At 48.7% G+C, this 21,469-nt stretch carries 17 protein-coding genes; 14 read left to right on the forward strand and 3 right to left on the reverse strand.

From position 1 onward, the window contains the following. Positions 1-27: 27 nt before the first annotated feature. From HZS85_RS12645 to ligA, 6 genes are all read left to right on the forward strand, one after another. Positions 28-342: a YerC/YecD family TrpR-related protein gene (locus HZS85_RS12645; RefSeq protein ID WP_023467078.1), complete on the forward strand. Its 315-nt coding sequence runs from the start codon at positions 28-30 to the stop codon at positions 340-342. A gap of 37 nt (positions 343-379) precedes the next feature. Further along, positions 380-1,759: a TrkH family potassium uptake protein gene (locus HZS85_RS12650; protein ID WP_214856362.1), complete on the forward strand. Its 1,380-nt coding sequence runs from the start codon at positions 380-382 to the stop codon at positions 1,757-1,759. Positions 1,760-1,771: 12 nt separating this feature from the next. Beyond that, positions 1,772-1,996 carry a hypothetical protein gene (locus HZS85_RS12655; protein ID WP_035398958.1) on the forward strand — a complete coding sequence of 75 codons (225 nt, stop codon included), beginning with the start codon at positions 1,772-1,774 and terminating at the stop codon, positions 1,994-1,996. Positions 1,997-2,070: 74 nt separating this feature from the next. Beyond that, a complete protein-coding gene (gene pcrB / locus HZS85_RS12660) occupies positions 2,071-2,754 on the forward strand; it encodes a heptaprenylglyceryl phosphate synthase (RefSeq protein ID WP_035412748.1) in 684 nt (227 codons plus the stop codon). A gap of 45 nt (positions 2,755-2,799) precedes the next feature. Then, positions 2,800-5,025, forward strand: coding sequence for a DNA helicase PcrA (gene pcrA / locus HZS85_RS12665; protein WP_214856365.1), 2,226 nt, complete (start codon positions 2,800-2,802; stop codon positions 5,023-5,025). 14 nt (positions 5,026-5,039) lie between these two features. Next, positions 5,040-7,034 carry an NAD-dependent DNA ligase LigA gene (gene ligA / locus HZS85_RS12670; protein WP_035412310.1) on the forward strand — a complete coding sequence of 665 codons (1,995 nt, stop codon included), beginning with the start codon at positions 5,040-5,042 and terminating at the stop codon, positions 7,032-7,034. Positions 7,035-7,502: 468 nt separating this feature from the next. On the opposite strand, the gene HZS85_RS12675 is transcribed toward ligA, so the two are convergent. Next, positions 7,503-8,084 carry a class D sortase gene (locus tag HZS85_RS12675; RefSeq protein WP_214856366.1) on the reverse strand — a complete coding sequence of 194 codons (582 nt, stop codon included), beginning with the start codon at positions 8,082-8,084 and terminating at the stop codon, positions 7,503-7,505. Positions 8,085-8,218: 134 nt separating this feature from the next. Between HZS85_RS12675 and HZS85_RS12680 the strand changes: the two genes are divergently transcribed. The 3 genes from HZS85_RS12680 (at position 8,219) to HZS85_RS12690 (ending at position 11,701) form a co-directional block, all read left to right on the forward strand. Then, on the forward strand, positions 8,219-9,397 hold the full coding sequence (locus HZS85_RS12680) for a CamS family sex pheromone protein (RefSeq protein ID WP_214856367.1): 1,179 nt from the start codon (positions 8,219-8,221) through the stop codon (positions 9,395-9,397). 260 nt (positions 9,398-9,657) lie between these two features. Continuing rightward, the gene (locus tag HZS85_RS12685; RefSeq protein ID WP_214856368.1) at positions 9,658-10,512 is read left to right on the forward strand and encodes a MurR/RpiR family transcriptional regulator; all 855 of its coding nucleotides are present in this window, start codon (positions 9,658-9,660) and stop codon (positions 10,510-10,512) included. A gap of 13 nt (positions 10,513-10,525) precedes the next feature. Next, positions 10,526-11,701 carry a M20 metallopeptidase family protein gene (locus tag HZS85_RS12690; RefSeq protein ID WP_214856369.1) on the forward strand — a complete coding sequence of 392 codons (1,176 nt, stop codon included), beginning with the start codon at positions 10,526-10,528 and terminating at the stop codon, positions 11,699-11,701. Between the two features lie 55 nt (positions 11,702-11,756). Here the strand turns inward: HZS85_RS12690 and HZS85_RS12695 are convergent, their stop codons facing one another. After that, positions 11,757-11,951, reverse strand: a complete 195-nt coding sequence (locus HZS85_RS12695) for a YwbE family protein (protein ID WP_056063418.1) — start codon at positions 11,949-11,951, stop codon at positions 11,757-11,759. 195 nt (positions 11,952-12,146) lie between these two features. Here HZS85_RS12695 and HZS85_RS12700 point away from each other — a divergent pair, with 195 nt between their 5' ends. The 3 genes from HZS85_RS12700 (at position 12,147) to glsA (ending at position 16,647) form a co-directional block, all read left to right on the forward strand. Then, complete coding sequence (locus HZS85_RS12700) at positions 12,147-13,004, forward strand: DnaJ C-terminal domain-containing protein (protein ID WP_035412324.1); 858 nt, start codon at positions 12,147-12,149, stop codon at positions 13,002-13,004. A 6-nt stretch (positions 13,005-13,010) separates the two neighbouring features. After that, positions 13,011-15,587, forward strand: coding sequence for an ATP-dependent chaperone ClpB (gene clpB / locus HZS85_RS12705; protein ID WP_214856370.1), 2,577 nt, complete (start codon positions 13,011-13,013; stop codon positions 15,585-15,587). Between the two features lie 127 nt (positions 15,588-15,714). Further along, positions 15,715-16,647, forward strand: coding sequence for a glutaminase A (gene glsA, locus HZS85_RS12710; protein ID WP_035412330.1), 933 nt, complete (start codon positions 15,715-15,717; stop codon positions 16,645-16,647). On the opposite strand, the gene HZS85_RS12715 is transcribed toward glsA, so the two are convergent. Next, the gene (locus tag HZS85_RS12715; protein WP_214856372.1) at positions 16,638-17,426 is read right to left on the reverse strand and encodes a CHAD domain-containing protein; all 789 of its coding nucleotides are present in this window, start codon (positions 17,424-17,426) and stop codon (positions 16,638-16,640) included. The two genes, glsA and HZS85_RS12715, sit on opposite strands and share 10 nt — an antisense overlap. A gap of 92 nt (positions 17,427-17,518) precedes the next feature. Here HZS85_RS12715 and HZS85_RS12720 point away from each other — a divergent pair, with 92 nt between their 5' ends. Both HZS85_RS12720 and mprF read left to right on the forward strand, forming a co-directional pair. Beyond that, on the forward strand, positions 17,519-18,874 hold the full coding sequence (locus HZS85_RS12720) for an MATE family efflux transporter (protein WP_214856374.1): 1,356 nt from the start codon (positions 17,519-17,521) through the stop codon (positions 18,872-18,874). Next, a complete protein-coding gene (gene mprF, locus HZS85_RS12725) occupies positions 18,871-21,429 on the forward strand; it encodes a bifunctional lysylphosphatidylglycerol flippase/synthetase MprF (protein WP_214856376.1) in 2,559 nt (852 codons plus the stop codon). The genes HZS85_RS12720 and mprF overlap by 4 nt, the downstream gene beginning before the upstream one ends. The last annotated feature ends 40 nt before the right edge of the window (positions 21,430-21,469 follow it).

Here is a 21,469-nt window from a genome sequence, read left to right on the forward strand (position 1 = left end):
CAATTGAATGGGAAAGGGAGTCACAAGATGCAACTCGATAAATTGCGTGGAAAAGAATTAGATCAGTTATTTACAGCCATCATGAAGATGGATTCATTAGAAGATTGTTATACGTTGTTCGAAGACTTAGCGACCGTCAACGAAATCCAGGCGCTCGCCCAACGTCTGGAAGTCGCACGTCAATTACGTGAAGGCAATACGTATCACAAAATCGAAAAGGCGACCGGTGCTTCAACAGCAACGATTTCGCGTGTCAAACGTTGCTTGAACTACGGTTCGGGCGGTTATGATCTGGCGCTTGCCCGCCTAGGTCTTATCGAGCAAGAAGTAGCGGATAACTAATGTTATCCGCTACTTCTATGAAGGGGGGCGTGTTACATTGGATTTTGCGTTACAACAAAGAATTCAACATTTCATTCGTAAGCTGACGCCTATCCAGTCGCTCGTCATCATCTACTTCGTTGCTGTCATCATTGGGATCATTCTGCTCGGCTTACCGTGGTCGACGAAAGGAAATTACGACTGGGACTTCACGGACCTGGTCTTCATGGCGGTCAGTTGTGTTAGTGTCACCGGTCTGACGACGGTCTCGGTTTCGGATACCTTTACGACGTTCGGGTACTTCATGATCATGATTTTAGTACAAGTCAGCGGGATCGGCTTGATGTCGCTTCATATCGCGATGTGGGTCATCCTCGGAAAACGAATTGGCTTCCGGGAGCGTCAACTGGTCGTCCGAGATCAGAACCAGACGACGATGCAAGGTGTCGTCAAATATATTCGGGAAGTCATCTTGATCATCGTCTCGATTGAATTGATTGGTGCTTTGATTCTCGGGCTGTATTACACAAAGTATTTTCCGACGTTCGGAGAAGCGATGCTTCAAGGGTTGTTCGGGTCAGTCAGTGCGACGACGAACGCCGGTTTTGATATCACGGGAGAATCGTTACTACCGTTTCGCGGGGATTTGTTCGTCGTCTTCATGCAAATCTTACTGTTGACGCTCGGAGCAATTGGTTTTCCGGTACTCGTCGAAGTCCGACGTTATATTTCCTACCGAGCGACACGTCAAGCAACACGTCAACCGTATCATTTTTCACTGTTCACGAAATTGACGGCGTCGACGTTCTTCATTCTCGTTCTCTTTGGAATGGTGGCACTACTACTATTCGAATGGAACCAATCCTTTAAAGGCTTACCAATCGATGAGAAGCTCGTCGACGCCTTGTTCCAATCCGTTACGACTCGTAACGGGGGATTGACGACGATCGATATCACGTCTTTCTCACAAGCCTCGATTTTCGTCTTGTCGCTCTTAATGTTCATCGGAGCGTCACCGTCTTCCGTTGGTGGGGGGATTCGAACGACGACGTTCGCCGTCGCTGTCTTGAGTGTCATCGCCTTCATACGAGGGGAATATGGTATCAAAATCTTCGGTCGTGAGATTGGTCAATCGGATATTTGGAAGGCCTTTGTCGTCATCGTCGTCTCGACTGGCGTGACGATGGTTGGATTGATCGTCTTGTTGATCGTTGAGGACGCGCCGTTCCTGGTGCTGTTCTTTGAAGCGTGTTCAGCGTTCGGTACGACCGGTCTATCACTCGGCATCACGGATCAATTATCGGATATCGGAAAATGGACGTTGTCTGTGCTGATGTTCATTGGTCGAATCGGTGTCATCTCGTTCGTTCTTCTGTTGAAAGCGAACCAACCAAAACGTAACTATAACTATCCGAAGGAATCCGTCATTATCGGATAAGGAGGCTCTTGTATGAAACGTGCCTTTTGGATCAACTTCGCGTATATCTTTGCTGTGCCTGTCTTACCGTTTTTGGCGCTCGTCAATGGGCGAGCGCTCTGTTCGCCAGATTCACCGTTACTGGACGTTCCGGTACTCGGCTTCTTTTTGGCAGAACCGTGGGCGTTCGTGCCGGTATATGCGGTCTTTGCGTTGTTACTGGCGTCACTGTTGACGAAACGACGGACACACGTCTGACCATCTCGCTCTGCGCGAGATGGTTTTTTGTTTTATACTGAATGTGGAATGAGAAAGAGAGGATGGGACGAACCGTGTTATTACCTTTTAATGAATGGCGACATGTCTTTAAACTAGATCCAGCAAAACCAATTGATGATGCTAGCCTACAGGCGATTGCGACGTCCGGAACGGATGCGATTCTTGTCGGTGGAACAGATGACATCACACTCGATGCAACGCTTGATCTCTTAATGCGTTTGCGACGATATCCAGTCGCAGTGGCACTTGAGATTTCAGAACTCGAAGCCGCGACGATGGGATTCGATACGTATTTGACACCGACGGTCCTGAATGCGGGAACATTAGAGTATGTCGTCGAAAAACAGGTCGAGGCATTAGAACAAGTCGGTCATATGCTGGCGCACGCTGATCTTGTTGGGGAAGGGTATATCGTCCTGAATCCTGATGCGAAGGTCGCGCGTGTGACACAAGCAAAGCCGTTAACGTTGGATGAAACCGTCGCTTACGCACAACTTGCGGATAGCGTCTTCCGCTTACCGGTCGTCTATCTCGAATACAGTGGCGTTTACGGGGAACCGGAACGAGTAGCAGCCGTTCGCGATGTGTTGAAGCAGGCACGCCTGTTTTACGGCGGCGGCATCGACTCCGAGGAGCGGGCGCGTGAGATGTTGCAGTATGCGGATACGATCGTCGTTGGGAACGTCATTTATGAGGATTTAAAAGCAGCGCTTGCGACCGTCGCAGCGACACGATAAAATATAGGAACAAAAGTTCGGAATATAAGAAATGAGGCTATTGATATGTTTAATTTGAGTGAACAGCTCGTCAGTGGACTAAACCCTGAGCAAGCAAGAGCAGTCAAGCATACGGAAGGTCCACTGCTGATCATGGCAGGAGCCGGTTCCGGGAAGACACGCGTCCTGACACACCGGGTCGCATATTTGATGGCGGCTAAACAAGTCGCGCCGTGGAACATCCTTGCGATTACGTTCACGAACAAGGCAGCGCGGGAAATGCGGGACCGGATTGGTCGTTTGGTCGGTGGTGTCGCAAACGATATTTGGGTCTCGACCTTCCATTCGATGTGTGTCCGGATGTTACGTCGCGACATCGATCAGCTTGGATACGATCGTAACTTCACGATCCTTGATTCAAGTGATCAGCAATCGGCGATCAAGCTCGTCTTAAAGGAACAAAACTTGGACCCGAAAAAATGGGATCCGCGATCGATGCTGACGATCATCTCGTCACAGAAAAATGAATTACGCAGTGCTGAATTCTACGCCTCGATCGTGACGAGTCCGTATGAGAAGACCGTTGCTGAAATCTATAAAGGATACGAAGCTGTCCTACGCCGGAACAACGCGCTCGACTTTGATGATCTAATCGGAAAAACGACAGAGTTATTCAAGAAGAGTCCGGATGTCCTTGCGTACTATCAGAAAAAGTTCCGCTACATCCATGTTGATGAGTATCAAGATACGAACAAAGCCCAGTATGATCTCGTCAATCTGTTAGCTTCGGGACATCAGAATCTCTGTGTCGTTGGGGACTCGGATCAGTCGATTTACCGTTGGCGTGGTGCTGACATTGCGAACATCCTCTCGTTCGAAGAGGATTATCCGAATGCAGCCGTCATCTTACTCGAGCAAAACTACCGTTCCTCGAAACGAATTTTGGAAGCGGCCAACCATGTCATCCAAAACAACTCAACACGTAAAGATAAGAAACTTTGGACGGATAACGACGAAGGCGAGAAGCTGATCGTTCATACGGCAGAGAACGAGCGGGAAGAAGCATTTTATATCGTCCAGGAAATTCGGAATTCACTTCGCTACGGGATGAAACTGAGTGATATCGCGATTTTATACCGGACGAACGCACAATCGCGTGCGATCGAGGAAACACTTCTCAAATCGAACGTCCCGTACAAAATGATTGGCGGCACGAAGTTCTACGATCGTAAAGAGATCAAAGACGTGCTCGCTTATCTCCGTTTAATTTCGAATCCGGACGAAGACCTGTCCTTTGCGCGAATCGTCAATGAACCAAAACGCGGTATCGGCGCAACGACAATTGATAAGCTGCGTGATTTCGCCGATTTACAAGGCGTGTCACTGATGGAAGCGATTCGCGATATCGAATTGTCGAGTATCGCACCAAAAACGGCAGCGAAATTGACGGATTTCCGGACGATGATTCTCGGACTCAGTCAAATGCAAGAATTCATCAGTATTTCGGAACTGGTCGAAGAAGTGCTTGAGAAATCGGGTTATCGTCAAGTGCTGAAGGAAGATAAGACGCTTGAAGCACAGAGTCGTCTTGAGAACATCAACGAGTTTATCACCGTTGCACAGAACTTTGAGAAGGAGACGGCAAAAGCCGATCCGGAAGACCGGACGATCATCGCCTTCTTGACTGACTTGACACTCGTCGCCGATGTCGATTCACTCGACGAGACGGATCCGGAAGAACAAGTCACGTTGATGACACTCCACTCGGCAAAAGGACTCGAGTTTCCGGTCGTTTTCTTGATTGGGATGGAGGAAGGTTTGTTCCCGCATAGCCGTTCGCTTCAAGATGAAGACGAGATGGAAGAAGAACGTCGCCTCGCGTATGTCGGGATCACACGTGCTGAGAAACGCCTTTACTTGTCACATGCGCGGATGCGCTCCCTGTACGGACGAACGAACGCAAACCAAGAATCAAGGTTCCTAGCGGAGCTGCCGGAAGTCGTCATCGAGCGGACCGGTAAAAAAGCGAAGCCACTCCCATGGGAAGATCGCCCTGTCCCACAAGGCAAAGCGGTCATCGGTCGTTCAATCAGTAAACCGACAGCGATGAAGACGTCAGGTGCGGAAACGCTCGGTTGGTCGGTCGGAGATAAGGCAGAACATGGGAAATGGGGACTCGGTACAGTCGTCCAGACTCGGGGTGAAGGAGATAATCTTGAAATCGATATCGCATTCCCAGCAGTCGGAATTAAACGATTGCTCGCAAAATTCGCACCGATTAAAAAGGTATGACGGGAGGTCCACAGATGGACGCAAGCCAACGTATAGATGAGATTCGTCAAACATTGAATCGCTACAGCTACGAATATTACGTATTGGATCAACCGACAGTACCGGATGCGACGTACGATCAATTGCTCCGTGAACTGACGGAGCTAGAAACAGCGCATCCGGAACTAATCACGCCAGACTCGCCAACGCAGCGCGTCGGCGCAGCACCGCTTGAAGCCTTCGAGAAGGTGACGCATGACTTACCGATGCTGTCGCTCGGAAACGTCTTTGATGAGACAGAAATTCGCGAATGGGTCGCTCGGATTGAGCGGTCGCTCGGACGTTCGACAACTTATGTCGCCGAACTGAAATTCGATGGACTTGCCATCTCGCTGAAATACGAAGACGGTCGATTCGTTCGTGGAGCGACACGCGGTGATGGAACAGTCGGCGAAAACATCACGCAGAATCTACGGACAATTAAAGCGTTACCGCTTCGTCTGCAGGCAGAAGAGACGGTTGAAGTCCGCGGAGAAGCCTATATGCCGAAACAATCGTTCGAACGATTGAATGAAGACCGGGCAAGTCGGGAAGAGACGTTGTTCGCGAATCCACGTAACGCGGCAGCAGGTAGTCTGCGTCAGCTGGATTCGTCGATCACGGCGTCGCGTAATCTGTCGTTGTTCGTGTATGGCGTCGGCGTCAATACGTTGACGGCTCGTTCACATAGCGAAGCGATGGCGCAACTCGCTTCACTTGGCTTACCGACCAATCAACATATGCAGACGTGTGAGACGGTCGAAGAGATTCTTGCCTACATCGCACATTGGACAGAAGCACGTGCGAGCCTGCCATATGAGATCGACGGAATCGTCCTGAAAGTCGATCGATACGATGATCAGGAAGAGCTCGGCTTCACAGCAAAAAGTCCCCGCTTCGCGACAGCCTATAAGTTTGCGGCGGAAGAAGTCATGACGACAGTCGAAGACGTTGATTTCAGTGTCGGTCGGACCGGGAAAGTGACGCCGCGTGCCCGTTTTGCACCGGTCGTCGTTGCAGGATCGACGGTGACGTATGCAACACTGCATAACGCTGATTTCATCGCTGAAAAAGATATCCGCCTTCAGGATTCGGTCATCATCAAAAAAGCGGGAGATGTCATCCCGGCAGTCGTACAAGTCGTCACGGCAGAGCGAACGGGAGAAGAGACACCAATCGTCTTCCCGACCCATTGTCCGGCCTGTCAATCGGAACTCGTCCGTCTCGAAGGCGAAGTCGACATCCGCTGTGTCAGTCCGGAATGTCCAGCGCAATTGATGGAAGGTATTATTCACTTCGTTTCGCGTCAAGCAATGAACATCGATGGTCTCGGTGAAAAAGTCGTCCGTCAATTGTATGACCATGAAGCAATCCGGACGATTGCCGATTTATATCGACTCGATCGCGACGAGTTGTTGACGTTCGACCGAATGGGTGAGACGTCCGTCGATAAATTACTTGCGGCGATCGAAGCCTCGAAGCAGAACTCAGTCGAACGTCTCTTATTTGGTCTCGGAATTCGACTCGTTGGTCAAAAAGCGGCGTATCTCTTAGCGGAACGTTTTGATTCGTTAGCAGGGATTGCGGCAGCTAGCTACGAGGAGATCGTCGCGATCGATGGTATCGGTGGGAAAATCGCGGACTCCATCGTAAAGTACTTCGAGCACCCAGAAGCACAAGCATTGATTCGTGATTTGGAACAACTCGGTGTTAATCAACAGTTCCTTGGTGAACGAGTTGATCAGACGAATGCACCGCTCGGTGGAAAAACGATCGTCTTGACGGGAACACTCGAAAGCCTAAAACGGTCAGAGGCAGGGAAGCGTCTTGAAGCACTTGGTGCCGATGTGACGGGAAGCGTCAGTAAAAAGACAGACGTGCTCGTCGCAGGGGAAAAGGCAGGTTCTAAGCTGACGAAAGCAGAATCGCTCGGCATCGAAATTTGGGATGAAGCGCGTCTGTTAGAAGAACTAGCTAAACACGAAGCGTGAGCAGAATGAATGAGAACGATCAAATAAAAAGGAAGGCGAAATTCCGTCTTCCTTTCAGACTATAGACAAAAAGGCTGACTCCAAAAAATGACGCGTCTTTTCACGCCCTTTCCTCAGGCGAGACACAAGCCCGTTTTCCTGCTTCATTCGAGCAGGAAAACGGGTCTTGTTTGTCTCTGACAGCGCAAAATTGCGCTTTTTCCTGTAGGAGTGGCGTGTAATGCGTCATTCTTTTTATATCGGGAAGAAGTATCAGAGAAGCGTTTTGTTCCCTCGACATCGCTTCCTAGGGAAAAACAAGCAAGAGCGACCCTGCAGCGAAGCGAAGCGGCGCGATGCTTGTCCCAGGAAAACGATTCGAGACGAACAAAAAAGCGCAATCCTTCTCGTTAGAGAAAAATTGCACACTATCTTCAGTTTCAAAGGAAGGCGAAATTCCGCCTTCCTTTATTCGTATTGATCCAATTGTCACGAAGCAATCGTCTCGCTTCGAATTAAGGTACCTTGTTTGATGAGACGATTCGTTGCCGTTTCCGGTGGATCGCAAGTAATCAACGTAATCGTCGGGGAGACGACGGATTGATCGAGGACGGACAACGTCGTCGGTGTGACGAGACGACTTGACGTGATCCGGTACGTATACCGATGTGTTTTCGTCGTGACGATAACGGTATCGCCTTTCTTGACGTCAGGCAGACGATTGAAGTGAAGACCTTCCGTGAAGCTTCGGTGTCCGGCGAGCGCATAATTGCCTTTTCCAGGCGATCCGGTTTTCGGAATATGACCGATACTACGGTCGAGGACCGCTGTCGTCGACCCCTCTAAGATGACTTGTTCGAAATCAATGCTTGGTATCGAGAGTAATCCGACACCTGATTTTGCAAGTGGTTGTTTGGTTTCTTTTGCATCGACGATTTTTAGACTGTTGGTCCATTGTTTCTTTAAATGTTCAGCTTCTTGTTCGCGCTGATAATCACTGACGAAGGGCCAAGCGATGAGTGCGATGCCTGCCAATAAAAAAAGCAGACCGATGAATTTACGGCGTGTCATGATAAAAAGTCCTTTCGGATGCGTGAGGGCGCATCATCTTTTTTGAAAAACAGGGGAAAACTTGTCCTTCCCCGATGGAAAACGATTCTGTTATGATAAAGAGAACGATTTGAAAACATGGGGTGCAAATAGAGATGAACTATAAAAAAGCAGTAGTGTTGACGTTATCGAGCACGTTATTTTTAGGTGCTTGTTCGTTCGACCTTTCGCCAAGTAGCGATACAAAAGAAGTCATTACTGAAAGTGAACAAGGTAAGGAAGTCCAAGCCGTCGTCAGTCCAGCCATTGATACGACGGATTCGTATTACCGGACGGTCTTACCGTTTCGTCCAAGCGTTGCACGTGGAATGACACAAAAGCGTGTCAGTTCGCGTCTTGAACTCGATGAAATCGAAACAGGATTGATGCGTCATTCGACACAATTTTTTGATCCGGAAAAATACTATTACCAAGAAGGTCAGTTACTCGAAGCCGACCAAATCGCAAAATGGTTGTTACGAAAAGGGAAAGCAGGCGATGGCGTCAGCGATCCTGAAGGTTTAAACCCAGCCTACACGTCAGGTAAGTCATATAAAGAAAAAAATCAAAAGTCACCTATGATTCTATCGCATATCTTAGAGCAAGACTACATGCTTGAAGAAGATAAGAAGCTTGAACTCGGTGGTACATCAATCGCTCTCGTCTTAAATAGTGAGTATGTTTTCCAAGATGAAAACTATGGACCGACCTATACCGTTAAACTTGATGAAAAGAAAGTCGTTGCTGAAGGGAAGCGGATGGCAAACGATTTAGTCAAGAAAATGCGTAAGACGCAGGGTATGAAGACGACACCGATTCACGTCGCCCTCTACCTCCAGGAAAAAGAAGGTTCACCGGTTTCCGGTCATTATCTCTCGTCTGCATTCATCGGTCGCGGGAATCAAATCAGCGCGAATGATTGGAAGAACTACAATGAACGCTATTACTACTACCCGTCAGCACGTGCAACGAATGATGTTCGTGATGATGCGGCGAAATTTGATTTATTCAAAGACCGTCTAGAAGACTACTTCCCGAACTACACCGGTATGATGGGGGAAGGCTTCTATCAAGAAGATGAACTTAAAAAGCTTGAAATGAAGATTCCCGTTCAATTTTACGGAAAAGCAGAACTCGTCGCATTCGTTCAGTACGTGACGTACCTGCTTGAGAATCGCTGGGAATATAATCGAAACATTCCGACGACGATCACTGTGACGAACTTGAACGGTGATACGGAAGCGATGCTATTCCTCGATCCGGATACAAAAAAACCAATCGTCAAGATTCGTTGATTTCTCCATTTACTTTATAAAGCGACATTCCTTATTTAACGGAATGTCGCTTTTTTGTATGACGAACGCTTGAAGATAGAAGTATATAAGTATGAAAGGAAGGGTATGGAAGGAGAATGATATTTTGTTTCACTTTACCATTTTTTAGATTTACGAAAGTCAGTAGGAGAGAGCATAATGGAAGAAGAACAGTTCTATAAACGGGGACGGCGCGATGAATCGCCAGTTCTTTTAAAGAAGATGATAAAGGAGAGATCTAGATGAATGGCGGTATCTATTCACAAATCGGAGCAGTTCGAGAAGAACTACCATCGTCCTCACGAAAAGTCGCAGACTACGTCTTGACGCATATGAACCAAATTGCGCGCATGACGATCCACCAACTCGCAGAGGAGTCGGATACAAGTGCTGCTGCAGTCGTTCGCTTTTGCCGTGCACTCGGATTAAAGGGATATCCAGAGCTGCGGATGCGGATTTCGGCTGATACGGCACGCACGGATTTAAAAGGATATCATGATATCGAAAAGGATGAACGTCCGGTCGACTTGATTGAAAAAACGCTTAGTAACAGTATTCAAGCGTTGCAGGATACAGCGAAGCAGTTAAATGATGATTGGATTGCAGAAGCGATCGGCGTTATCGACCAAGCACGTGCAATCTATTTTTACGGAATCGGGGCGTCACATGTCGTAGCGGAAGACGCTGCTCAAAAATGGACGCGTGTCGGGAAACTAGCGATTCAAGAAACGGATCAGCATCTACTTGCGACGATTTTAGCGAATGCACGTCCAGAAGATGTCTTTTTTGCGATTTCCTACAGTGGTGAGACAGAAGAAGTCGTCGAGTTGATTCGCTTGGCGAAAATCCAAGGGTTAAAGGTTATTAGTCTGACGCGTTTTGGGGACAATCGGATCAGCCAACTAGCAGATATTGCGCTTTGGACTTCGCGCGCACCGGAAGCACCGCTTCGTAGCGCGGCACTCAGTTCACGACTGGCTCAACTGTTTGCGATTGACGTCTTATTCTTGTCCTATGCTGCGGGACACTATGAAGATACACTCGAACGTCTCCAATTTACGCGGGAGAGCGTTAAGACACTGCATCAAAAAAAATAAGGGGGATACATACATGTCAGAACGAACTGCCGGACTAGACGCGTTGTATCCGGAAATGGTGAAGCGTCGTCGTTATCTCCATCAGCACCCGGAGTTATCGTTTCAAGAAGTCGAGACACCGCGTTATATCGCGCAACATTTAAAAACGCTCGGAATCGAAGTCAAGACAGGAGTGGGTGGACGTGGTGTCGTCGGGTACATTCGTGGAGGAAAACCGGGGAAGACTGTCGCGTTACGTGCCGACTTCGATGCTTTACCGATTGCTGACGGAAAAGAGGTCGCGTATCGGTCAACGGTTCCGGGTGTGATGCATGCATGCGGTCACGATGGTCATACGGCGACGTTGCTTGCCGTCGCAAAGACGCTCATGCAACAGCGGGAATCATTACCGGGGAACGTCGTCTTGATTCATCAACATGCGGAAGAAGTCGTTCCGGGCGGTGCGCGAGATATGATTGCCGACGGTTGTCTTGAAGGGGTCGATGTCATCTTCGGAACGCATCTTTGGTCAACGATCGATCAAGGACACGTCGGTATTCGAACCGGTCCGATTATGGCAGCAGCTGATAAGTTCGAGCTGATCTTATATGGAAAAGGCGGACACGGTGCGAAGCCACACGAGACGATTGATGCTGTCTTACTCGGGGCAACGATCGTCAAGGAATTACAATCGATCGTCAGTCGTCAACTTAATCCGCTAGAGCCGGCAGTCGTGACCGTCGGAACGTTGCACGCGGGGAATACGTTTAATGTCATCGCAGATCAAGCGACATTAACAGGAACGGTCCGAACGTTTAATGAAGCGACAGCGGACGAAATCATTGAGCGGATGGAGCAGACGATCAAAGGAATCTGTCAGGCGGTCGGAGCGACGTATCAATTTACATACGAAAAAGGGTATCCAGCTGTCGTCAACCATACGGTACCCACCGTATTGATCGAATCCGTCGCACGAGAAATCTTAGGAGACAAGCATGTATTTGAAATCGAACCGACAATGGGCGGCGAGGACTTCGCGTATTATCTGCAACACGTACCCGGTGCATTCTTCTTTACAGGAGCCGGGGACGCTTCGTATCCACCGCATCATCATCCCCAGTTTGATTTTAAAGAGCCAGCGATGCTTGACGCAGCGCGTATTCTGGTCGAAGCAACGTGGCGGTATTTAGAACAAACTGCTGAAGCATGAAAAAATCGCTCGTCTTGAATCCGAAAAGGAATCAGGGCGAGCGATTATTGTCTTTTTAACTTAAAATTTCTTGAACACGACCAACTTGTCCGTCTTCTAAGCGCACTTTGATCCCGTGCGGATGCTGCGGTGATTTCGTGAGAAGGTCTTTAACGATTCCTTCTGTGCGTCTACCTGTTCGTTGATCTTGTTTCAACACGATGCTGACTTTAAGACCAGGTGTGATATTTTTACGTGTTTTACCGTCCATCTGTAGATCCTCCCATCGTTCATTTCCTGTTTGGCTATCAGTATAACATGGTTCAGCCGGTGAAACTTGTTTGTCGCAAGGACGTAAAGTGAAAAGAGAACAGAATGTCAGAAAAAAGTTTGACTATATTTGACCAATTAAGATGTGGCTTTTATAATTAAGGTAATGAAGTATAGGAAAAGGAAGTGAACTCGAATGGCAAAAGACTATTATCAAACACTCGGTGTCGCAAAGGATGCATCGAATCAAGATATTAAGCGCGCGTACCGCAAACTGGCGAAGCAATATCACCCAGACGTCAACAAGGAGGCGAGTGCAGACCAGCGCTTCAAGGATATCCAAGAAGCCTTCGATGTGCTTGGGGATGAGGAGAAACGAGCACAGTACGATCGATACGGCAGTAACTTCGACCGGATGGCAGGTGCTGGAGCTGGGGGCGCTGGAGATTATGAAGATCTGTTCCGACAGTTCGGAGGTGGTGGACGGACACGACCTGGACAATCGTTCGGATTTGAAGACATGTTCGGTTCGTTCTTTAGTCAGGAAGAAGTGTCGACCGATGAAGAGCTTGAATTGACGGTTCCACTCAGTCATCTCAGTACGAATGAAAAAGTCACGGTGCGTCTTGCGACCGGTTCGATTCAGTTGACGCTACCGAAAGATGTCTATGACGGCAAAAAAGTCCGCTTACGTGGAAAAAGTTCGATGCGTAACCGACAAGGTGTCGCGGGAGATGTTTACGTAACGATTCACCTGAAGGATGACGATCAGTTCCGACGGGTCGACCAAGACGTCATCTCGACCGTCCGCGTTCATCCGACGACACTTGTACTTGGAGGAGAAGTCGTCGCAGATACACTTGAAGGAAAACGAATTAAACTGAAAGTCAAACCAGGCACAAAACCAGGAGCACGACTTCGGATTCCAAATCGTGGTCTGAGTCAAGCGAATGGTCATCGTGGGGCATTACTCGTCCAACTCGAAGTCAAATTACCTGAGATGGACCGCGCCTTTTATGAAGAGTGGGAACGTCAACTTGCAGTGAAGGAGTGATCAAGGATGGATTTTGAACGTTTAACGGATCGGGCACATGAGGGAATCGTCTCTGCCCAAGCGATTGCGAAACAACGTCGTCATAGTGAAATCACAGAGTGGCATTTGTTACTTGCTTTACTTGCTCAAGAAGAGGGAATTGCACGGGTCATTTTTGAAAAGTTGAATCAACGGATTGAGACATTGAATGCAGCGATTGACGAAGCGATTGGTAAGCTTCCTGCTTTGTCCCAGGCGACGACGCCACGGATCGGGGGCTCGTTGCTGAACGTGTTGACGGAAGCAGAAACGGAAGCGCGACTCATGCAGGATGACTACGTCTCCGTTGAGCACTTATTATTAGCTCTGATCAAACAATCAAGTCCAGCAGCTCAATATTTACGTCGTCAAGGCATTACGGAAGAGACACTTCGGGAAGCGATCGTCAGTATGCGAGGCAATCGCAAGGTCACGACGAAAAATCCCGAAGAGACGTTTGATGTGCTGAAAAAATATGGACGCGATCTCGTAGCGGACTTCCGGTCCGGGAAAACGGATCCAGTCATCGGTCGTGACGATGAAATTCGACGTGTCATCCGGATTTTAAGTCGGAAGACTAAAAATAATCCCGTCTTAATCGGAGAACCTGGTGTCGGGAAAACGGCAATCGTTGAAGGACTCGCGCAACGGATCGTCCGAGGAGATGTACCCGAGAGTCTCAAAAACAAGCAGTTGTTCAGTTTAGACATGAGTGCGCTCGTCGCTGGTGCAAAATACCGTGGTGAGTTCGAAGAACGCCTGCAGGCGGTCTTGAATGAAGTTAAGGAAGCCGAAGGACAGATTCTCTTATTCATCGATGAGCTGCATACGATCGTTGGTGCCGGAAAGACGGACGGCGCAATGGATGCTGGCAATATGCTCAAGCCGATGCTTGCGCGAGGAGAATTGCACTGTATCGGTGCGACGACGCTTGACGAGTACCGAAAGTATATCGAAAAGGATCCAGCGCTCGAACGTCGCTTCCAACAAGTCCTCGTCGCGGAACCGGATGTCGAGGATACGATCTCTATTCTGCGTGGATTAAAGGAACGGTTCGAGATTCACCATGGTGTGCGAATTCATGACAATGCACTCGTCGCGGCGGCGATGTTATCCGATCGGTATATTACGGATCGGTTCATGCCGGATAAAGCGATTGATCTCGTCGATGAAGCATGTGCGATGATTCGGACGGATATGGAGTCGATGCCGGCTGAACTCGATTCCCTCGTCCGTCGGGTCATGCAGCTAGAGATCGAGGAAGCAGCATTAAAGAAAGAGACGGATGAAGCATCCCGGAAACGGCTTGCCGTCTTACAGCAAGAACTCAGTTCTGCCCGAGAAGATGAGAGTGCGCTTCGGACAAGATGGGAACGGGAAAAAGAAAGTTCGCAAAGTGTCCAACAGTTACGCGCAGATCTTGAGAAAGCGAAACTGGCGTTACAAGAAGCCGAGGGGCGCTATGACTTAAACCGGGCATCAGAAATCAAGTACGGTCAAATTCCAGATCTTGAAGCGCGTCTGAAAGTCGCGGAAGAATCATCTGAACACGTCTCCCACGAACTGGTTCGGGAAGCGGTGACGGAAGAAGAGATCTCCGACATCGTCTCGAAATGGACCGGCATTCCAGTGACGCGGCTCGCGCAGGGCGAACGGGAAAAGCTACTCTATCTCGAGGATACGCTTCATGAGCGTGTCTTTGGTCAAGACGAAGCGGTCCGTCTCGTCGCGGATGCTGTCATTCGAGCGCGAGCAGGTATCAAGGATCCGAATCGTCCGATCGGCTCGTTCTTGTTCCTCGGTCCGACAGGAGTCGGGAAGACAGAACTTGCAAAAGCCTTGGCGGCAGCGATGTTTGATAGTGAAGATCATATCGTTCGCATCGATATGTCGGAGTATATGGAAAAACACAATGTCTCCCGTCTCGTCGGTGCGCCTCCAGGATACGTTGGTTATGAAGAAGGCGGTCAATTGACGGAAGCCGTCCGACGGAGCCCGTATTCGGTTCTTCTATTCGATGAGATCGAAAAAGCGCACGGGGATGTCTTCAATATCTTGCTTCAGTTGCTCGACGATGGTCGGTTAACAGATGCGCAAGGACGTGTCGTCGACTTCAAGAACACGATCGTCATCATGACATCAAACATCGGTGCGCCCATCTTGCTTGAAGCAGCAAAAGATGGTGTCATCGATGCGGCGGAAGAAGAAGCCGTTCGCCAAGAACTGAAGCGTCACTTCCGACCGGAATTTTTAAACCGGATTGATGATACGATTTTGTTCCATCCACTCCACCGGACAGAGATCGAACGAATCATCGACAAAGCGGTCGAGAAGATGACTTCTCGCTTGTCTGGACGCGGCATTACGATTAATGTCACGGATGCTGCGAAGACGCTGATCTTTGAAGAAGCATTCGAACCGCAATACGGTGCGCGTCCAATCAACCGTTATATGCAACGGACGATTGAGACGAAGCTTGCCCGTGCTTTGATCAGTGGGGCGATTCAAGATGGTTCCCAGATTGCGATCGATGTGGCAGACGGTGAACTAGTCGTAAACGGATAAAGCAGATGCTAGAAAAAGGAGTCGACTCGGCTGAAACGAGTCGACTCCTTTTAGCGTTTACGGAAGAACCATATCCGCATCCACCAGATGCGTGATAAGCTAGAAAAAAAGAGAAAGAGGGAACGCCATGAATGTTACACAAGCCCAACTCGAGGAGTTGATTGAGGAGTGTCGTCCGTATACGGTGCTTGGACAAGTCGCAAGTTACATCCCAGAGCTTGCGAAAGTTGATCCGACCCAACTTGGTATCGCTGTCTGTAATGCCGACGGGACGTTCGTTTCGGCAGGTGATGCGGATACGATGTTTACATTACAGAGTGTGTCGAAGATCATTACACTGGCATTCGTCCTCGAGACATTCGGAGAAGACTATGTCTTTTCGAAAGTTGGGATGGAACCGACGGGTGATGCGTTCAATTCGATTGCGAAACTTGAAGAGACGATTCCGACAAAACCGCTCAATCCAATGATCAATGCAGGAGCACTAGCAGTGACTAGCATGTTGCCGGGAACGGATGCTGCGGATAAATTACTGCAATTGCGTCAATTCATCGCAAAACTATTGGATATTAAAGTAGAAATGGTAAAATATGACGCAGATGTCGCTGAATCAGAATTCGAAACGACAGATTTGAACCGAGCGTTGCTCTACTTCATGCGCTATCACGGCGTCATCGAAGGCAACGTTGAAGAGATCATCGACGTCTACACGAAACAATGTGCGATTTTGACGAACTGTAAAGGACTTGCCATGATGGGGAAAATTTTAAGTACATCTGGAAAAACGCCATCCGGACGTCAAGTCATCTCGCGTCGTAACGCACGAATCATCCGGGCCATCATGACGACATGTGGCATGTATGATGCATCTGGAGAATTTTCTGTCCAAGTCGGACTTCCCGGAAAAAGTGGTGTCTCCGGTGCGGTCGTTGCCTGTGGTAGAAGTGATTTCGATATGGCCGATCTCGGAATCGGTGTGTTTGGTCCTTCCCTTGACGCGAAAGGCAATTCGATTGCAGGAACAAAGATGCTTGAACTACTTGTTCAACGTCACCCGTGAGCGATCTCGACTTGATCGAGTGCGTTACGCAGTTCATCCTCTAAGCGTTTGATCTGATGCAAGCGCTCTGCTTGATAAGCAGTCGGAACCTCGAATGACCGCCATCTTTCCAGTCGCTGATACGTGTCATTGATATGTCCGAGTTGCGTCTGGGTTGTTTTTAGACGATCGACAGCGGACTTCGGTTGATTCGTATAGGGACGCAAGTACTCGACCGTATAGCGGTACGCTTTCGTCGCAAGACGCAACTCATGCATCCGTTCGATACGTTTTGGACTATCCTTTCGTTGTACTTTTTCAAATTGTTCACGTTTTTTCTCATAGCGTTTCTCCGCGGCATGAATCAGTTCTTTTTCTGACATCCGCTTGAGGCGTTTTGTCATCGGACTCGCTAAAAATCGACGGACGGATCGATCCAGTTCATTTGAGATCAAGAGATGCATCGTCTCAATCAAGGTCGAACGTTTTCCTTGGAGTTGTAAGGCCACATGGTTTGCGAACAATTGGTCGATTTCTGTTTTTTTTGAAGTCGCTTCGAGCTGTACGTCGAGATCGCGCACTTCACCGAAGGCGTGCATCAGACGCTTCCAAATCAAATAGACGGGTTCTTCCGTCAACTCGACCAATCGAGCGAACGTGATCAGTTTCCGCAAGCGAATCCGGGCTTGATGGATATCTTCCGGATTTTCAAACGTTTGTGATTCTTTGGCATAATGATTGAAGGTAGACCAGGTCTCGAGTAGTTCAAAAGTCAGCTTTTCAGTATCACGATGGTTCATGAGATGAATCCCTCCTTGGATTGATTTCGTAAGAGTTCAAGAATGATGCGTTTTAAAATTAAGGAGGACTCCTCCTGAAATGTGGTGGAAACATGTTAGAAACAGTTACGTTCTCAGGAAAGATGAAGCAATTCATGAAAATCTTCTTTCCAATTCTCGTAACGCAAGTCGCGTTTTATTTAATCAGTTTTTTTGATACGGTCATGGCCGGTCGATATGGCTCTGCTGATTTAGCTGGAGTCGGTGTCGGAGCAAGTCTTTGGGCACCTATTTACACAGGGTTGACCGGTATTCTACTTGCCGTCGCGCCGCTCGTTTCCCAAGCGATGGGAGCGAAACGCGAGCGGGAAGTCAAACGGATCGTCATGCAGGCGTTGTACGTCGCTGTCGCAATCATCGGTTTGACAGTCGTCATCGGACTCCTCGCTGTCAATCCGATTCTTGAACGGATGGAGTTATCGGCAGAAGCGCGTGAAGTCGCGCGGAATTATCTCGTGATGCTAGCGCTCGGAATCGTACCGATGTTCGTGTTCTTCGTCTTACGAACACTCGTCGATTCATTAGGTAAATCGAACATCACGATGGTCTTACTACTAATCTCTTTACCCATTAACGTCCTTTTCAATTATCTATTCATCTTCGGAAACTTCGGTTTTCCGGAACTTGGTGGTGTTGGCGCGGGAGTCGCGACTGCGATCACGTACTGGATTCTTTGTCTAGCGATCGTCGCTGTCGTCATGAAAGGAGAGTTGTTCCAACGTCTTGGGATTCTTCGTCGTTTTTACCGTCCGGACATGAAACGGATCAAGGAATTGATTTTACTCGGTGCTCCGATTGGTCTCGCGATTTTTTCAGAAGTCAGTATTTTTTCAGCCGTCACCTTGTTGCTTGGAGCATATGGCGATGTCATCATCGGTGCCTATCAAGCCGCGATCAACTTCGCTTCGTTCGTCTATATGATTCCGTTATCCGCTGCGTCCGCATTGACGATCACAGTCGGTTTCGAGGTCGGAGCCAAACGGATCAAGGATGCGGTTCAGTACGTCGGCATCGGATTGACGATGTGTGTCGCGGTTTCCGTGTTTTCCGGTATTCTCTTGTACTTAAAGAATGAAGAACTCGCGGCGTTATATAGTCGAGACCCGCAAGTCATCGAAGCAGCCGCACACTTCATGATTCTCGCAATTTTCTTCCAATTGTCGGATGCCGTCGCTGCACCAACGCAAGGTGCATTACGTGGATTCAAGGATGTCAACGTCACTTTCTTGTTAACGATCGCAGCCTACTGGGTCATCGGACTACCATTAGGTTTTTATCTTGAACGCTACACAGCGCTTGGACCAGATGGATACTGGTGGGGATTGATCATAGGTCTTGCGGTCGGAGCGACGCTATTGCTTGTTCGTCTAATGTACTTAATCCGTAAATCAAGGAGGCTGGCATCTTGAAATTCTCAAAACAACGCATCATAACGATTGCGAAGATCATCTTGCCGATCGTCTTGATCGGATTCATTTTTTATCAAGGACAAAATGAATTGCGCAGTCTGTCCCTGAAGGAGTCGATTCAAGCGATCCGCCAAGTACCGTCTTGGCAGTTCATTCTGTTGATTCTTTCAGGTCTTATGGCAGTCTCGACGATGTTCTTTTACGACTTCTTCTTGTTGCGCTCGCTAGAAGCAAAAGTACCGGTCGGACTAATTTTCCGAGCGTCCTGGATTGCGAATTCCTTTAACGGCATCATCGGTTTTGGTGGTCTCGCAGGGATGGCCATCCGGTCCGCCCTGTATCGACCATTCGTCGAAGGTGGACGTCTGTTGAAAGCAATCGGTTGGATGGCACCGACACTGATTAGCGGTTTGTCAATCTTGTCGACGTTATCCCTCTTACACATCTTCCCAGCGTTTGAAGTGCTTGAAATGAAGAAATGGTTGTGGCCCGTCATCATCGGTGTTGCCTTATTCTTCCCACTCTATCTGTTGTTCTCGTTTCGACGGGGGAACAGCAGCATTCATCCGAAATCGATTGCCCTATACTCTGTCGTATCGTTGGCGGAGTGGTTCAGTGCCGGTGTCGTCGTCTATCTCATTTTGGCGGCACTCGGAACGGATGTCAGTTTTGCGAAAGTCATCGGGGTCTTCATCATCGCTGCGACAGCCGGATTGATTTCGATGGTACCCGGCGGATTCGGTTCGTTCGACTTAGTCTTTTTGATCGGTATGCAACGTGCCGGAGTTGAAGAAGGTATCGTCTTGACGGGATTATTGATTTACCGTCTCGTCTACTACTTGATTCCATTCTTGATCGGTGTCGTCTTCTCGGCTCGAGAGTTCAGCGGTCCAGTCGTCAAGATGATTGAAGATAAACCAATCGTTGGTCCGTCGGTGGAGGTCGGGGGTGTCATTTGGCGTCTGCAATTGCGATTCCTCAGTAAAATTCGTCACTTCACTTTAGCGTTGATCACGCTTGTCGCGGGTATCACGATTTGGGGACTGGCGATTTTACCGCCCGTCTCCACGCAGTATGAGTATCTGGAATCGAAATTGCCCCACGAAGCGTTGTTGCTCGCGAACAGCTTCTTCTTGATGGGCGGACTATTATTCGTCCTCTTATCAACGGCGCTCTATCGTCGAACGAAGCGTTCTTTATATATGATGTACGGCGCATCGTTCTTCGCCTTGGTCGGGATGGCACTTCGTGGATTTAACCTGATTTCCTTCCTTGCCGTCGTGGTCGTCCTTGCGTTGTTATTGATGTCTCGTAACGCGTTTCACCGGGAGCGGACACTGATTACGACGTCGCGTTTCATCCGGGTCGCGTTCGTTGGTCTGTTGTACATTGGCGGGTTCGTCTTTTTCGGATACGCTTTTTATGCACTCGGATCGGCAGATGGAACAGAAGTGTATCCGTCGCATGAGATTTTCATGTTTGCCGCGAGTTCATCCATCTTTGCGCTCGTGTATGGATTAGTTTTCATACGCTTGTTCAACACCTTTAATCAACCGGTGCTCGGTGAGCGATTCGATGCTGAAAAGATCGAGTTGGTATTGCGTGAGCAGGGTGGGAATTATTTGAGCCATTTAGCGTTTCTCGGCGATAAACGTTTCTTCTTTTCCGAAACAGGTCGTTCGTTCATCCAGTTCAGTCAGACCGGTAATCGGATCATGATGCTCGGTGATCCAAGTGGAGATCCAAAGGAGCATTCACAAGTCATTGCCTCGTTTCTGCGCCGCGTCGAAGATCTCGGATACATTCCGAACATCTATCAGATCCAAGCGCAAAACATGTCGTTGTATCATGATTTCGGCTTCAACTTCTTTAAGCTGGGTGAAGAGGCGATCGTCGATATTCCGTCTTTCACCGTATCAGGAAAAAAACGGGCTGGACTTCGCTCGATTAAAAATCGCTTTGAACGAGAAGGTATGACGTTTGAAGTGATCGAGCCACCTTTTTCGGATACATTGTTAGCAGAACTGCAAGAGGTCTCGGATGAATGGTTAGGTGGGAAGTCTGAAAAAGGCTTCTCACTCGGTTACTTCCACAAACCTTACTTAAATCGAGCACCAATCGGCATCATGCGTGAAGCGGAAGGACGGTTGATCGGATTCATGACGTTCATGCCTGCTTACCAAGAGGGAGTCCTATCGATTGACTTGATGCGTTTTCGACCGGACGGACCGAACGGGATCATGGATGCGATGTTCATTCGGCTATTCGAATATGCGAAAGAAGAAGGCTACCGGACATTCAACATGGGAATGGCACCACTCTCATCCGTCGGCGAGGACGAGACGTCTTTCTGGCAAGAACGTGTGGCAGCGGATGTCTTCAATAATATTCGCTACATGTATAGTTTCACGGGTCTACGACGATACAAAGAAAAGTACGATCCAAAGTGGGAAGGACGTTACCTGGCTTACCGGAAGCGGCAATCGTTACCGATGGCAATCTTAAAAGCGACGCGTCTGATCTCTCGAAAAAAAGACCGGATTTTATTACCATGATCGACTGACGCATGAAGACGACAGTCGACGGGTATAAAAA

It is taken from the genome of Exiguobacterium sp. s130 (assembly GCF_018619055.1).
In the GTDB taxonomy this organism is placed as follows: domain Bacteria; phylum Bacillota; class Bacilli; order Exiguobacteriales; family Exiguobacteriaceae; genus Exiguobacterium_A.